Source organism: Nonomuraea sp. NPDC004186, assembly GCF_053603495.1.
On the sequence record NZ_JBSGFQ010000088.1, the window covers coordinates 1 to 14544 of the forward strand.

The 14544-nt window shown below is 72.8% G+C and carries 11 protein-coding genes; 5 read left to right on the forward strand and 6 right to left on the reverse strand.

Annotated elements, in window-relative coordinates; all coding sequences use genetic code 11:
- Window positions 1–273: 273 nt before the first annotated feature.
- Entirely contained in the window at window positions 274–996 is a 723-nt protein-coding gene (locus ACWEPL_RS46855) for a dienelactone hydrolase family protein (RefSeq protein WP_350724442.1), read from the forward strand.
- On the opposite strand, the gene ACWEPL_RS46860 is transcribed toward ACWEPL_RS46855, so the two are convergent.
- The 3 genes from ACWEPL_RS46860 to ACWEPL_RS46870 are packed head-to-tail and all read right to left on the reverse strand — an operon-like array spanning window position 988 to window position 5566.
- Entirely contained in the window at window positions 988–1728 is a 741-nt protein-coding gene (locus ACWEPL_RS46860; protein ID WP_363984816.1) for an ABC transporter ATP-binding protein, read from the reverse strand. The genes ACWEPL_RS46855 and ACWEPL_RS46860 overlap by 9 nt on opposite strands.
- 2 nt (window positions 1729–1730) lie before the next feature.
- Window positions 1731–4331 (reverse strand): ABC transporter permease subunit, encoded by a 2601-nt coding sequence (locus ACWEPL_RS46865; protein ID WP_363984818.1) that lies wholly within the window; start codon window positions 4329–4331, stop codon window positions 1731–1733.
- Complete coding sequence (locus tag ACWEPL_RS46870; protein ID WP_452440074.1) at window positions 4328–5566, reverse strand: ABC transporter substrate-binding protein; 1239 nt, start codon at window positions 5564–5566, stop codon at window positions 4328–4330. The genes ACWEPL_RS46865 and ACWEPL_RS46870 overlap by 4 nt, the downstream gene beginning before the upstream one ends.
- Before the next feature lie 135 nt (window positions 5567–5701).
- Here ACWEPL_RS46870 and ACWEPL_RS46875 point away from each other — a divergent pair, with 135 nt between their 5' ends.
- Window positions 5702–6790, forward strand: coding sequence for an alcohol dehydrogenase catalytic domain-containing protein (locus ACWEPL_RS46875; protein WP_452440075.1), 1089 nt, complete (start codon window positions 5702–5704; stop codon window positions 6788–6790).
- A gap of 42 nt (window positions 6791–6832) precedes the next feature.
- Window positions 6833–7165 (forward strand): hypothetical protein, encoded by a 333-nt coding sequence (locus ACWEPL_RS46880; RefSeq protein ID WP_397367510.1) that lies wholly within the window; start codon window positions 6833–6835, stop codon window positions 7163–7165.
- Here the strand turns inward: ACWEPL_RS46880 and ACWEPL_RS46885 are convergent.
- Window positions 7162–9378 (reverse strand): MMPL family transporter, encoded by a 2217-nt coding sequence (locus ACWEPL_RS46885; protein WP_452440076.1) that lies wholly within the window; start codon window positions 9376–9378, stop codon window positions 7162–7164. The genes ACWEPL_RS46880 and ACWEPL_RS46885 overlap by 4 nt on opposite strands.
- Window positions 9379–9472: 94 nt before the next feature.
- Here ACWEPL_RS46885 and ACWEPL_RS46890 point away from each other — a divergent pair, with 94 nt between their 5' ends.
- Window positions 9473–9997, forward strand: a complete 525-nt coding sequence (locus tag ACWEPL_RS46890; RefSeq protein ID WP_449951497.1) for a TetR/AcrR family transcriptional regulator — start codon at window positions 9473–9475, stop codon at window positions 9995–9997.
- On the opposite strand, the gene ACWEPL_RS46895 is transcribed toward ACWEPL_RS46890, so the two are convergent.
- Window positions 9994–11100 carry an ROK family transcriptional regulator gene (locus tag ACWEPL_RS46895; protein ID WP_452440077.1) on the reverse strand — a complete coding sequence of 369 codons (1107 nt, stop codon included), beginning with the start codon at window positions 11098–11100 and terminating at the stop codon, window positions 9994–9996. The two genes, ACWEPL_RS46890 and ACWEPL_RS46895, sit on opposite strands and share 4 nt — an antisense overlap.
- 110 nt (window positions 11101–11210) lie before the next feature.
- Here ACWEPL_RS46895 and ACWEPL_RS46900 point away from each other — a divergent pair, with 110 nt between their 5' ends.
- Complete coding sequence (locus ACWEPL_RS46900) at window positions 11211–12434, forward strand: Gfo/Idh/MocA family protein (protein WP_452440078.1); 1224 nt, start codon at window positions 11211–11213, stop codon at window positions 12432–12434.
- Window positions 12435–12444: 10 nt separating this feature from the next.
- On the opposite strand, the gene ACWEPL_RS46905 is transcribed toward ACWEPL_RS46900, so the two are convergent.
- Window positions 12445–14442, reverse strand: coding sequence for a protein kinase domain-containing protein (locus ACWEPL_RS46905; RefSeq protein WP_452440080.1), 1998 nt, complete (start codon window positions 14440–14442; stop codon window positions 12445–12447).
- Window positions 14443–14544 lie beyond the last annotated feature (102 nt).

Below are 14544 nucleotides of genomic sequence, written 5' to 3' on the forward strand. Positions count from 1 at the left end.
GGCGCGGACCCCGAGCGCGGCGCGTTCCTGTCGCCGCTGCTCCTGCGCGTGGACGACACCGTCCATCCGGAGCCGCACGAGATCGAGGCCTTCGGCGGCCCGCTCGCCAGGCCCACGTCCTCGGGCGTGACCTCGTTCCTGCGGGCCTGGAGAAATGCCCCGAGTTCCCGGTTCATGGGTACAAGTCTGCCCGTGGATCGCCCTGCCGGGACACGCCGAACCTGCCACTCCGAGTACCTGGATAGCCGGAATCACGGCGGGCATGCTGACCTCATGTGCCATTCCACCGACAGCAGGCCGCCCGCACCGCCGATCCAGGGCGAGGTGGCCTCTCACGAGCAGATAGAGCTGACGGCCGCCGACGGCAACCGGCTGCTCGCCTACCGGGCCGAGCCCGCCGAGCCGAACGGCCGCAGCGTGGTGATCCTGCCCGACGTGCGCGGGCTGCACCCGTACTACCGCGACCTCGCGGTGCGCTTCGCCGAGGCGGGATTCCGCACGATCGCGATCGACTACTTCGGCCGCACGGCGGGTCTCGGCGAGCGGGACGACGACTTCGACTTCATGAAGCACGTCGGGCAGCTCAAGGCCGAGCATGTCAGGGCCGACGCCAGGGCGGCCACCGAGCAGCTCGACGGCCCGGTCTTCACGGTCGGCTTCTGCATGGGCGGCGCCCACTCGTGGCGGCAGGCGTACGAGGGGAACGGCCTGGCGGGCGGCATCGGCTTCTACGGCGCGCTGCGCGCCATCGAGGAGCCGGCGACCGGGCCCGGCGCGCCCCTCCTGATGCTGCTCGCGGGCGCGGACACGGCGACCACGCCCGAGCAGTTCGAGACGTTCGAGGCGGCGCTCGACCGGGTGGGCACGGAGCACGAGAAGGTCGTCTACGAGGGCGCGCCGCACTCGTACTTCGACCGCACGTACGCCGAGTGGGAGGACGCGTGCCAGGACTCCTGGCGCCGCATCCTGTCGTTCACCGAGCGCCACTCAGCCTAGGTAGGCGGCCCTGACGACCGGATCCTCCCGGATCTCGCCCGGCGCGCCGGCGGCGATCACCTTGCCGAGGTCCAGCACGACGATCCGGTCGCAGGTGTCCATGACGAAGCCCATGTCGTGCTCGACCAGCAGCACGGTCGTGTCCAGGGCCTTGACGACCTCTCCGAGGCGTGCGGTCTGGGAGGCGTCCAGGCCCGAGGTGGGCTCGTCCAGCAGCAGGAGGCGGGGCCGGTCGGCCAGGGCCCTGGCCAGCTCGACGAGCCGGCGCTGCCCGACGGGGAGCGCGGCGGCGTACGCGTCGCGCAGCGGGGTGAGCCCGCACAGCTCCAGCACCTCGGCCACGCGCTCGCCGCGTTCCCGCTCCAGCCGCCGGCGGGCGGGCCAACCCACCAGGTCGGCGGCGAGCCCGCCACCGCCGCCGTGCCAGTCGAGCGCGGCCAGCACGTTGCCGGCCACGGTGAGCCGGCCGAAGACCTGGGTCCGCTGGAACGTGCGCCGCACCCCGGCCCTGGCCCGCCTGACCGGGGACACCCCGGTCAGGTCCCGGCCCGTCACGCTGACCCGGCCCTCGCTCGGCCGGCGCAGCCCCGACACCACGTCGAACAGCGTCGTCTTCCCGGCCCCGTTCGGCCCGATCACGCCGCACACCTGACCCGCCGCGACCTCGAACGACACCTGGTCCAGCGCCCTGACCCCGCCGAACGCCACCGACACGCCCTCCACGGCCAGCATGTTCACCGCACCCCCAGGTAGGCGGCGGTCAGCCGCTCGCTGTCCACTTCCGAGCGCGGCCCTGCCCACGTGACGCGCCCCAGCCGCATGAACGCCACCCGGTCGGCGAGGGCCAGCGCCTCCGTGGCCTTCTCCTCGACCAGCAGCAGCGCCACGCCACGAGAACGCAGCTCGGCGAACACGTCGAACACCTGCCGCACCATCATGGGCGCCAGCCCCAGCGACGGCTCGTCGGCGATGAGCACCCGTGGCGGCCGCACCAGCGCGGGCGCGAGCGTGAGCAGTTGCTGCTCGCCACCGGACAGGGCGCCGGCGAGCACGGTACGGCGCTCGGCGAGCTGCGGAAGGCGCTCGTAGACGGGGCCCGGGTCGGGCAGCCAGGTCCGCAGGTTCTCCTCCACCGTGAGCCCGGGGAACACGCCCCGGCCCTCGGGCGCGAGCAGGATGCCCGCGCGGGCCCTGCGGTGCGCGGGCCAGGCGGTGACGTCCTCGCCGTCCAGCAGGATCCGGCCGCTGGTGACGGCCAGGTCGCCGGCGGCCACCGCGCAGGCCGTGGACTTGCCCGCCCCGTTGGCGCCGAGCAGCGCGACCACCTCGCCGGGCCGGACGGCCAGGTCCACGCCGCGCAGCACCGTGCTGTCCGCGTAACCGGCGACCACGCCCTCCAGCCTGAACAGCGGCCCTTCCACCTGCACGGGCGGCGGCGCCGGGACAGGCTCCGCCGGGGTGCGGCGGCGGTGGCGGAGCCCGGCGAGCTGGGTGAGCACCCCGTCGGGGTGCTTGGCCAGGATCACGCCGCCGGCCCCGAACAGGATGGCCCCGACGTGCGCGGACACGCCCCAGGTGGCGAGCAGTTCGGGCACGGCCACCGCGATCAGGCCGCCGAGCACCGCGCCGCCGATACGACGCACGCCTTGGAGCACGACCACGGCCAGCCACACGAACCCGGAGAACGCCGGCAGGTCGGTGGCGGTGATCGAGCCCTTGGAGACGGCGAACAGCACCCCGCCCAGCCCGGCGATCGCCGACGCCAGCGCGAACAGCATGATCTTGGTACGGGGCGCCGACAGCCCGGACGTCGTCGCGGCGGCGGGGGCCGACCTGACCGCGAGGATCGCCCGCCCGGAGGCCGACCTTTCGAGGTTCCGTACGAGCAGGGCGACCGCCCCGATCAGCACGAGCAGCACCACCACCCGCACCCGGGGATCCGAGGTGTCCGCGAAGCCGAGCCCCAGCGCGGGCACCGGCCACCCGATGGTCCCGTTGCTGAACGCGTCCACCTGGAACAGCACCTGGTCGGCCAGCAGCGCCATGGCCAGCGTGGCCAGCGTCAGCACCCGCCCGCCCAGCCGCAGCGCGGGCAGCGCCACCAGCATCCCCACGGCGGCGGCCGCCAGCACGCCCAGCACGATCGCCACGAAGAACGGCAGCCCGGACGAGAACGCCCATCCGCAGGTCAGCGCCGCCATCGAGGCGAAGGCGGCCTGGGCCAGGTTGACCATGCCGCCGATGCCGGTCACCACCACGAACGAGCAGAAGATCAGCGCCAGCACCAGCCCCTGCGCGGCCACTCCCACGTAGTACTCGGACGCGAGGAAGGTGAACCCGAGCAGCGCGGCCAGGGCGAGCGCCCACGGCATCCTGCGGCGCCACGGCGGCAGCCCCGCCAGGTGGTCGGGCGGGGGCGCGTCCTCGGCCGCGCTGCCCGCGACCCGCTCGCGCGACCTGTTCAGCAGGACGAGCCCGGCGAACAGCAGGATCACCGGCACGGCCGTGCGCAGCCCGGTGACCTCTTCGAGGAAGTCGGTGTATCCGGCGACCAGGTTCTGGACCACGCCGAGCGCGAGCCCGGCCGCGAACGTCCACGGGATCGAGCGCAGCCGCCCGAACACCGCCGCCGTCGCCGAGGCGAACAGCAGCACCGTGTACGCCGTCGCGTCCAGCCCCAGCACGGACACGGCCAGCACGCCGGCGAGCCCGGCGAGTCCCGAGCCGAGCATCCAGGCCAGCGCCGAGGTGGCGTCCGCGTCGATGCCCCGGAGCGTGGCCAGGCGGCGCCGGTCCACGGCGGCCCGCATGCGCAGCCCGTACGGGGAGTGCCGCATGAACGCCCACAGCCCGGCCGCCGCCACCGCCGAGAAGCCGAACGTGATGAGCTGGTCGGTGTCCAGCCGGGCCCCGAGCACCTCGAAGGAGAGCGCCGGATGCGGGCCGACGCCGCGCGGCAGCGAGGTCGCGTCCGCGCTCGGCAGCCCGGCCAGGTCCACGACCAGCAGGCCCAGCGCGGGCAGCGCGATCGTCAGGCCGATCGTGGCGACGATCTGCGCGGTCTCGCCCGCCTGCGCGAGCCCGCCGAACATGGTCCTGTGCAGCACGTATCCGAGCGCGGGCGCGAACAGCGCCACCGACACCAGGGCCGACAGCCACGCGGGCAGCCCGGCCGCCTGGTTGAGCTCGTAGAACAGCAGGGCGGACAGGAATCCGACGGCGCCGTGGGCGAAGTTGAACACCCCGGTCGCCGCGTACGACAGCGTCAGGCCCGACCCCATGACGGCGAAGATCGCCCCGGTGACCAGGCCGCTGAGCACGTATCCCAGGATCATTTGAGCGGCACGTTGTCGAAGCACTTCATGCTCTTGGCCACCTGGAAGGCGCCTTTCTCCAGCTTGACCAGCGCGCCGCAGCCGTTCGGCTCGCTGTGGTCCTTGGGGTACTGGATCCTGCCGAACCCGGCGTTCTCGTAGAGGTAGTCGCCGTTGCCGACGGCCAGGAACTTCTCGCGGGTGAGGTCCTTGCCGGCCTTGCCGAGCATGTCGAGGAAGATGTCGGCGGCCCAGTAGCCGATCGCCATGTGCTGGGTGGGCACGGCGCCCGGCGCGACCTTCTCGACGTCCTGCTTGAACCGGGCGATCTCGGGGGCGGTGGACTCGAACGGCTCGAACATCGGCGCCGCGATCACGCCCTCCAGGGCCTGCGCGCTGGCCTGGTCCTTGAGGATGGCGGCGTCGTAGCTGGTCGCGTCGGTGAGCACGCCCTTGTAGCCGGCCCGCTTGAGCGCCGAATAGAGGCCGACGTTGAACTTGGTGCCCGCGATCACGGAGACCACGACGTCGGGGGCCTTGCCGCCGTTCGAGGTCATGATCTTGTTGACGTACGGGAGCCAGTCAGGGGGTGGCGCTGCGGCCGGGAGGCCGGAGTTCACGCCGACCAGCTTGAATCCGGCGGCGGTGAACGACTGGGAGATGGTGGTGCCGCCGTACTTGCTGCCGCTGGAGTCGGAGGTCTGGACGTACACGCTCTTGCCCTGGGCGCCGCCGAGCAGGTCGGCCAGTTGCCTGCCCCACCACGTCTGGGAGCCCGCCCCCTGCTTGGGCGCCAGGCAGCCGTTGTAGCCGAATCCGGTCTTCGTGCCGCACCACTGCGGGCCCGTCGCCCAGCCGAACCAGGGCACGCCCTGCTGCTCCAGGAAGGCGGCGCCGCCGAAGTTCGGGGCGTGCACGGGGACGAGGGCGAAGACCTGGTCCTTCTGCACGAGCTTCTTGGCGGCCGCGTCTCCCTTGGCCGCGTCCTGGCCGTCGTCCTCCGCCCCGATGAACTCGATCTTCCGCCCGTTCACGCCGCCCTCGGCGTTGGCCCGCTCGAACCTGGCCTTCGCCCCGATCTCGGCGTCCTTGGTCGAGTAGCCGCTGGCGCTCGTCTTGGTCAGCACGCCTCCGACCTTGACCGTCGTGTCGGTCACGCCGGGCGCCGCCGAGCCGACCGGGCTCTTCTGCTGGGCCGCGCACCCGGAGACGAGCAGCGTTGTTACCGTGAGTGCCGCCGCGACCCGCCGTACCATCCTGGCCTCCCGCGATTTGGCCTAGCGCTCGCTTGGTTTTGCGCCGAGCGTAAATTCGCCCAGGGAGAGTGTCAACCGGGGGGTGACCGAGCAACCGCTTGCTCGCAATCGCGAGACCGGGTTACCGTGTGGCGCATGCTGATGCGCGCGGCCGTCCTGACCGGCTTCCACGCCCCCATGGAGATCCGCGAGGTGGAGATCGCCGATCCGGGTCCGGGCGAGGTCCGCGTGCGGATCAAGGCGTCGGGCGTGTGCGGCTCCGATCTCAAGGCCATCGACGGCAAGAGCCCGGTGGTCGGCAAACTGCCGTTCATCCTCGGGCACGAGAGCGCCGGAGTGGTGGAGAGCGTCGGCGCGGGCGTCACCGGCGTCCGGCCCGGCGACCACGTCATCGTCTCGATGAACGGCCCCTGCGGGCGGTGCCGCCACTGCGGGGCGGGCCGGTTCCACCTGTGCTCGGGCCCTGCCAGGCTGCAGACGATCATGGGTGGCGCGCCCAGGATCACCCTGGACGGGCAGGAGACGCGCCGGTTCATCGGCATCGGCTCGTTCGCCGAGTACGCGGTCGTCGCCGAGGCCATGTGCGTGAAAATCGCGAAAAACGCGCCTCTGGATGCCATGTGCCTGCTGGCCTGCGGGGTCGTCACCGGCGTCGGCGCGGTCATGAACGTCGCCGAGGTCCCGCCCGGCGCGGGCGTCCTCGTCGTCGGCTGCGGCGGCGTCGGCCTCAACGTCATCCAGGGTGCGGTGCTGGCGGGCGCCACCACGATCATCGCCGCCGACGTGGCCGAGCAGAAGCTCAAGCTGGCCGGGCGCTTCGGCGCCACCCACACGATCGTGGCCGACGACCTGCCACGGCAGGTGGACGAGCTGGTGAAGGGCGGCGTCGACTACGCCTTCGACGCGACAGGCGCACCCGGCGTCCTGTCCAAGGCCTTCGCCGCGACCCGGTCCGGCGGCACCACGGTCATGGTCGGCAGCCCGCCCCAGGGCCAGGCCGTGGAGGTGGACCCCGGCCTGCTGTTCGCCTCCCGCCGCCTCATGGGCACCCAGGGCGGCGACGCCGCGCCCCACCGCGACCTGCCCATGCTGGCCGAGCAGTACCTGCGGGGCCGCCTCGACCTCGACGGCCTCATCTCCGAACGCCTGCCGCTCGACCGGATCAACGACGCCGTGGCGCACGTACGGGAGGGCTCGGTGGCGCGTACCGTCATCACCTTCTGAAATACGAACACCCGGCGTCACCGCACTCTTACCCTGTGTGTCATGACGGAGAGAAGACTCAGGGTGCGCGTCCGGCGGGCCGCCATGGCCACGGTTCTGACGGCCCTGGCCATGACCGGCCCGGAGCCCGCCGGCGCCAAGGGCGTGTACGACTTCGGCACCGACGGCGTGGTCATCTGGAGCGACCCGCGAAGGGACGCCGTACTCGTCGGCTTCGGCTATCCGGGCCAGGGTTTCGAGTCGGACCGGTCGGAGGAGCACGGCTTCTTCCAGTGCGACGACTACTTCGACAGCATCCTGTGGCACCACGGCCGCAACACGGCCACCGGCATCGTCGGCTGGGTCCCCGCCTGCAACCTCGCCGACGCCGACTAGACCCCCAGCTTGACCGGCTCGGGCCGCTCGGGCGCGGGCCGCTCCTCCTCCTCGTGACCCTCCACCGAGAGGTTCGGCAGGAGGCGGTCCAGCCAGCGCGGGCACCACCAGTTGAGCCGCCCGAGCAGGACCATCGTCGCCGGCACCAGGAACCCCCTGATGATCGTGGCGTCCACCGCGATGGCCACCGCCAGCCCCACCCCGAACGTCTTCACCATCGGGTCCGGGTACGCGATGAACGCCACGAACACGGCCACCATGATCAGCGCCGCCGACGTGATGACCCGGCCCGTCGAGCCGAGCCCCTCCGCCACCGCCCGCGTGTTGTCCCCGTGCCGCAGGTACGCCTGCCGCACCGCCGTCAGCAGGAACACCTCGTAGTCCATCGACAGCCCGAACAGCACCGCGAACAGCATCAGCGGCACGAAGCTCTCGATCGGCACCGAGAAGAAGACCGTCTCCAGGTACGAGGAGCTGGCCGGGGCGTCCATGCCCACGAGGCGGCTGCCCAGGCCGATCGAGAACACCAGGGCGAGCGCGCCGAAGGCGGCGCCGAGCGAGATCAGGTTCATCACCGCGGCCTTCACCGCGACGACGGGCGCGCGGAAGGCGAACAGCAGGAGCAGGGCGCTCAGCAGCACCACCACGCCGATCACCAGCGGGGTGCGCTCGGACATCCGGGTGCCCGCGTCGGTCATGGCCGCCACCTTGCCGCCGACGTGCACGCTCACCCCGGGCGGCGCGATGGCCCTGATGTCCTTGACCACGTCGGACGCCCGCGGGTCGCTGGGCTTGTACTCGGTGACGACCTGGAGCATGACCGAGCGGCCCGAGGAGTTGACCTTGGGGGTGGCCACGTGCGCGACGCCGTCGACGTCGCCGACCTCGCGGGCGAGCTGGTCGACGACCGGGTCCTTCTGGTCGGCCACCTTGGCGGGCAGTTCGGCGACCACGAGCAGCGGACCGTTGATCCCGTCGCCGAAGCCGGCGGCCATCAGCTCGTAGGCCCGCCTGGGCTCCGAGCCCTTGGTGCCGTACCCGTCGTCGAGCGGCCCGAGCTTCAAGGCCAGCGCCGGCGCGGCCAGCAGGCCCAGCGCCAGCACGCTGCCGAACAGCACCTGCCACGGCCGGCGCGCCACCCAGGACCCCAGGCCGGCCCATCCGGACCCGGACGAACCGCCGCCGCGCAGGAACGGCACCTTGAGCGCGTTGATCCGGTGGCCGAGCACCCCGAGCAGGGCGGGGACGAGGGTGACCGAGGTCAGCACGGCGGTGACGACCGAGATGCCGGTGACCCAGCCGAGCGTCGCCAGCAGCGGGAACCCGCCCAGCATGAGCGCGCTCAGCGCGATGATCACCGTGCCGCCCGCGAACACCACGGCCCCGCCCGAACTCGCCACGGTCCGCCGTACGGACTCCACCACCGGCACCCCGTCGGCCAGCAGCCGCCGGTGCCTGGACAGCAGGAACAGCGCGTAGTCGATGCCCACGCCCAGCCCGATCATCGTGGCCATGATGCCCGCCTGCTTGGGCATGTCCAGCACGTGCCCGAGCAGCCCGATCACGCCGAGCCCCGTGGCGACGCTGACCAGGGCCGTGAAGATCGGCACCAGCGCGGCCGCCAGCGTCCCGAACGCGAACACCAGCACCAGCAGCGCGCACACCACGCCGATGATCTCGCTGGGCCCGGTCTTGATGTCCTTGTCGGCGGGGGTGGAGCTGTCGGCCGCCACCACCTCGATCCCGGCGGCCCGCGCCGGGTCGGCCGCCTTCGACAGCGCCCGCGTGTTCTCGGCGACCTTGGTGCCGTCGTGGCCCTGCAGGCGGATGGCGATGAGCCCGATCTGCAGGCTGGCGGAGATGCCGCCGCGCCTGAACGGGGTGTCCACCCCGACGACGTGCGGCATCGTGCGCAGGCTCGCCAGGACGTCTTCGACGGCCTTCTTGCGCGACTTCTCGACGAGCGGCCCGCCCGCGGAGTAGAGGACGAGTTGCACCGTCCCGCCGGTGTCGTACCCCGGCCCGAAGCCGGTCTTCATCAGGTCGTGCGCCCGCTGCGCGTCGGTGCCGGGAATCGTCGCGTCGTTGCTGACCGGGCTGCCGAGCACGAGGCTCCCGCCCATCAGCGCGACCGCCACGACCACCCACAACGCCAGCACCAACCGCCCGTGCCGCGCGCACCAGCCGCCCAGCCGCCCAAGAAACCGCGTCATCGCCCAAGTCCCTCTCGACGGCCGTCCTGTACGGTCGTACAGGACTACGATAAAGCAGGAAATATCCGGAGGGGATGCATCGCATGGAAATGAGATGATGACCACACCCGACGACACCCGGACCCGGATCCTGGCCGCGGCCAGAGAGCTGTTCGCCGAACGCGGTTACGCGGGCACCTCGCTGGCCGACATCGCCGCGGCCGTGGGCCTGACCAAGACCGCCGTCGCCTACCACTTCCACCCGAAGGACCGCCTGGCCTCCGAGTTACTCGCCCCGGCGGGGGACGACATGCTGGCGCTGCTCGGGACCGACTTCCCGAACAGGGAGGCGTTCGTCGACGCGCTGGTGACCTTCGCGGTGCGCTACCGCTCGGTGATCCGCCTGTTCATGGAGGACCTGGCCGCCGAGGACCCCGGCGCGCCGGAGTCGGAGCGCGCGACGGTCAGGACGTTCAGGGACGAGATCTTCGGCAGGCTCGTGGGCGACGACCCCGACCCGGAGACCAGACTGAAGAGCTGGGCCCTGCTCGGCGCGCTGCAGTGGGGCGCGGTCAGGACCATGGACCTGCCGGAGGAGCAGGTCCGCGAGGTGCTGCTGGAGGCCTGCCGGGCTTTCTAGAGACCCAGCACCTCCCGTTCGACGCGGTCGAGCGCGAGGCGTACGGCGCCCAGCGCCACACCCTCGTCCCCGAACGTGGAGGCCACCACCTCCGGCACGCTCACGCACAGCTCGGCCAGGTGCCGGCGGAGCGGTTCGAGCAGCACGTCGCCGGCCTGCGAGTGACCGCCGCCCAGCACCAGCAGGTCGGGGTCGATGGCCAGCGCGAGCGCCGAGGCGCCGATCGCGAGGTTCTCGGCGTAGCGGTCGACCCGCCGCGCCGCGTCGCGGTCGCCCGCCAGAGCCGCCTCGAACACCTCGGCCGCCTCGGCCGCCGAGGCGTCCTTGACCAGCTCGCGGGCCGCGTCCTCCCAGCCGACCTGGCGCAGCGTGCCGATCTCGCCGGCGGCGCCGTTGCGCCCCGGGTGCGGCCGCCCGCCGATGAGGATGCCCGCGCCCGCCCGGTGGCCGATGAGCACGTACACGACGTCGGAGGCGTGCTGCGCGCTGCCGCGCCAGTGCTCGGCGAGCGCGGCGAGGTTGGCGTCGTTGGCGGCCAGCCCCGTGCAGCCGAACCAGCGCCCGGCCAGCTCCGCCAGGTCCACGCCCGTCCAGCCGGGCAGCGTGATCGACAACGTCACCCGGCCGGTGCGGTCCACGATGCCCGGGGTGCCCGCCGCGACCGCCCACACCCGCGTGCGCGCGACGCCCGCGCCGTCCACGCACTTCAGTGCCGTACGCCGGGCCGCCTCCAGCCGCTCGTGGGCGGCGGCGTCGCCGGAGACGTCGGCCCGCTCCCAGGCGATCACCTCGCCGTTGAGATCGGCCAGCGCGGCCACGATCCCGTCGCCCCCGACCTCCACGCCCACCACGTGACCCGCGTCCGCGCGGAACCCGAACCGCCGCGCGGGCCGCCCCATCACGCCCTCGTCGGGCGGCACCTCCCTGACGTGGCCGCGCTCGCCCAGCTCGTCGAGCACCGCCTCCACCGTCTGCCTGGACAGCCCGGTGATGCGGCCGAGCCGGGTCAGCGTGGCCACACCCTCGCGGCGCAGGGCCCTGAGCGTGACCTGGGTGTTCACCTTGCGCAGCAGGGACGCGTCACCTGGGCGAAGCTCGGTCAACTTATGAGACCTTCCCTCATAACTCCCCCGCGACTCCCCATTGACGAGCACCAGCCAGGATCCTAGCATCGGCCCGACATACGTGAACTGGTTACATATATGGAGGCGAAATGGTCACACTCGCCATCGTCGGCGCGGGTTCGCGGGGTTCCTCCTATGCCCGCCACGCCACCGGGAGCGGCCGGGCGCGGGTGGTCGCGGTGGCCGATCCGCTGGAGGCCCGCCGGGCCAGGTTCCCGGAGGCCGAGGCGTACGCGGACTGGCGCGAGCTGGCCGCGCTCCCCCGCCAGGCGGACGCGGTGATCATCGCGACCCAGGACAGGGACCACGTCGAGCCCGCGGTGCGCTTCGCCGAGCTGGGCTACGACATCCTGCTGGAGAAGCCGATGGCGGTCTCCGAGGACGACTGCCGGCGCATCGTCGCGGCCGCCGGACGGTCCGACGCCGTCTTCGCCGTCTGCCACGTGCTGCGGTACACGCCGTACACGCGGGCGCTGAAGGCGCTGCTGGACGAGGGCAGGATCGGCGAGATCGTCAGCATCCAGCACCTGGAGCCGGTCGGGTGGTGGCACCAGGCGCACTCGTACGTGCGGGGCAACTGGCGCCGCTCCGACGAGTCCACGTTCATGCTGCTGGCCAAGTCGAGCCACGACCTCGACTGGCTGGTGCACCTTACCGGCAGGCAGGTCACGCGCGTGTCGTCGTTCGGCGGGCTCAAGCACTTCCGCCCGGAGAACCGCCCGGAGGGCGCCGCCGACCGCTGCCTGGACTGCGCCGTCGAGGCGACGTGCCCGTACTCGGCCAAGCGCATCTACCTGCCGCTGGCCGGTCGCGCGCAGTGGCCGGTCTCGGTGCTCACCGACGACGTCTCCGAGGCCGGCGTGCTGGCGGCGCTGCGGACGGGCCCGTACGGCAGGTGCGTGTACGCCTGCGACAACGACGTGGTCGACCACCAGGTCGTGAACCTGGAGTTCGAGGGCGGCACGACCGCGTCGTTCACCATGACCGCCTTCACCCCCTCCCTCCACCGGCAGACCCGGATCTTCGGCACCCGGGGCTGGATCGAGGGCGACGGCGACCGCCTGACCGTCTTCGACTTCGTCACCGGCCGCGAGGAGACCGTCGACACCCGCCCCACCGGGGACGCGACGGCTCGGGGCGGCCACGGGGGCGGTGACGAGGCGCTGGTCGACGCGTTCCTGACAGCGGTCGCCACCCGGGACCGCTCCTCGATCCTCTCCTCGCCTGGCGAGAGCCTGCACAGCCATCTCATCGCCTGGGCCGCCGAGAGGTCGCGGCTGCATGGCCAGACCGTCACCGTTCCTGAGGACTGAGCGTGAGTCGTCACTCCTCCGAGGTCGGGCCGGTGGTGGGGGTCTCCCCGGGCTCACCCGGGTCCGGGCCCGACTGGCCGGCCAGGCCGAAGGCGATCTCGATCGCGCTGCCCGGCCTGGCGCAGGTGCCGGGCTGGAGGCTCTGGTCGAGGACCGTGCCCACCCGCGACTCGTCGTCCACGACCTGGCCCTTCGTCCGCACCGTGAACCCGGCCGCGGCCAGCGCCGCCCGCCCGTCCTCCAGCGCCTGGCCGACGACCGACGGGACCGTGGCGCCGTTGCGCGCGACCGTGAGCGCCACCGAGGTGCCGCCCGTGACGCGCCCGCCCGCCTTGGGCTGCGTGGAGAGCACCTGCCCGTCCGGCCGGTCGATGCAGGAGCGGGTGACGGCGCCCACCGCCAGGCCCGCGTCGGTGAGTGCGCTCTCCGCGGCCTTGCGCTGCAGGCCCGTGACCGCGGGCACGGGCACCCCGGCCGACACCTCCAGCGAGACCTTGCTGCCCCTGGTCACCAGCATGCCGGGGGCGGGCTGGGCGCTGAGGACCTGGCCGATCCGCTTCGGCGAGTCGAGCTGGGTGACGGTGCCGAGCACCAGCCCGGCCTGTTTGATCGCCTTCGTGGCCGCGCCCTTGTCCATACCCGCCAGGGCCGGGACAGGGACCGCGGCGGGGCGCACCGCCGACGGCGGCGGCGTCGTGGGCCCGCGCGCCTCCAGCGTCCCCGTGGTCTTGAGCGGGACCTTCTGCGCGGTCGTCCTGTCCGCCGGCGGCCGGGACTTCACCGGATCCGACTGCGGGGAGACCGACGGGCCGGCCCCCTGCGGCGCCTGGGGCCGCTCGGCCGTGTTCGCCGTGGGTATGTGGGCGGTGAGCAGCACGGCGGCCGTCACCAGCAGGGCCGCGCAGACCGCGATCGCGGCCCTGGGCCAGGCGACCCTGGACATTCCCGCCGGTGATGGATCGTTCCCCGGCCCGGAGCCCGCGGGTAACGACGCGGGCGCGGACACGCTCCCTTCCGTGGGCGTGAACGCTCCGGTCTCCTCCGTGGGCGCGGACGCGGCGGCGCGGGAGTCGGGCAGCAGGTAGCCGCCGGCCACCCCCGTGGCCTCCGGCTCGGCCATCGGCTCCCGCTCCGACGAGCGCTGCCCGGGCACCAGCGGCGGCACCCGCAGGATGTGGGCCGGCGGCGAGCTCAGCACCTCCGGCGGCACCTCCGACTCCCCCAGCAGCTCGAACAGCAGGTCCCTGCTGGTGGGCCGGTTGCGCGCGTCCTTGTCCAGGCACGCCTCCACGAGGGCCCGCAGCCGCCCGTCCAGGCGTCCCAGCTCGGGCGGCGCGGTCAGGATGCGGTGCAGCACCGGCGCGACCGAGTCCTGCCCGAACGGCGCGGTGGCGTTGGCCGCGAAGCACATCGTCGCGCCCCACGAGAACACGTCCGCGGCCCCCGTGACGGCCGACGCCGTGATCTGCTCGGGCGCCATGTAGGCGGGCGTGCCCACCCCGCGCCCGCTCACCGTGGCCGCCGCGTCCAGCGCCTTGGCCAGGCCGAAGTCGATGACGCGCGGCCCGTCCGAGCCGAGCAGCACGTTCTGCGGCTTGAAGTCGCGGTGCACGATCCCGGCCCGGTGGATGGCCGTGAGCGCGGTCACCGTGCTGACCGCCAGCCGCTCCAGCGCCCCGCCCCGCCGCGGCCCGGTGAGCGCGACCTCCCTGTGCAGCGACGGCCCGTCGACATATTCGCTGACGATGTACGGACGCCCCTCGTCGAACCCGGCGTCGATCACCTGGGCGGTGCAGAACCTCGCCACGTGCTTGGCCAGCTCGACCTCCCGCAGGAATGCCGCCCGCTCGTCACCCACGGGTCCGTGCAGCAGTTTGACCGCGTAGGTCTCCCCGCTCCTCCAGCCCAGGAAGACCGCGCCTTGACCACCTTCACCCAGCCGCCCGGACAGCTCGTACTGTCCGAGTCGCTGCGGGTCCCCCGTTCTGAGCGGCTGCGCCGTCGGCACGGGCGTCTCCCCTCGCCGCCACCCTCGCCTGCTTTCTACTGAAAGCAACGGGCCGCCCCGAGTCAACTGTGGTCAGGGCATCGCCGCCTGACCGTGACACAG

Excerpts from the sequence above, each read along its gene's own strand:
- ACWEPL_RS46855 (WP_350724442.1), top strand. The coding sequence starts at position 274 with ATGTGCCATTCCACCGACAGCAGGCCGCCCGCACCGCCGATCCAGGGC.
- ACWEPL_RS46860 (WP_363984816.1), bottom strand. The coding sequence starts at position 1,728 with ATGCTGGCCGTGGAGGGCGTGTCGGTGGCGTTCGGCGGGGTCAGGGCG.
- ACWEPL_RS46865 (WP_363984818.1), bottom strand. The coding sequence starts at position 4,331 with ATGATCCTGGGATACGTGCTCAGCGGCCTGGTCACCGGGGCGATCTTC.
- ACWEPL_RS46870 (WP_452440074.1), bottom strand. The coding sequence starts at position 5,566 with ATGGTACGGCGGGTCGCGGCGGCACTCACGGTAACAACGCTGCTCGTC.
- ACWEPL_RS46875 (WP_452440075.1), top strand. The coding sequence starts at position 5,702 with ATGCTGATGCGCGCGGCCGTCCTGACCGGCTTCCACGCCCCCATGGAG.
- ACWEPL_RS46880 (WP_397367510.1), top strand. The coding sequence starts at position 6,833 with ATGACGGAGAGAAGACTCAGGGTGCGCGTCCGGCGGGCCGCCATGGCC.
- ACWEPL_RS46885 (WP_452440076.1), bottom strand. The coding sequence starts at position 9,378 with ATGACGCGGTTTCTTGGGCGGCTGGGCGGCTGGTGCGCGCGGCACGGG.
- ACWEPL_RS46890 (WP_449951497.1), top strand. The coding sequence starts at position 9,473 with ATGATGACCACACCCGACGACACCCGGACCCGGATCCTGGCCGCGGCC.
- ACWEPL_RS46900 (WP_452440078.1), top strand. The coding sequence starts at position 11,211 with ATGGTCACACTCGCCATCGTCGGCGCGGGTTCGCGGGGTTCCTCCTAT.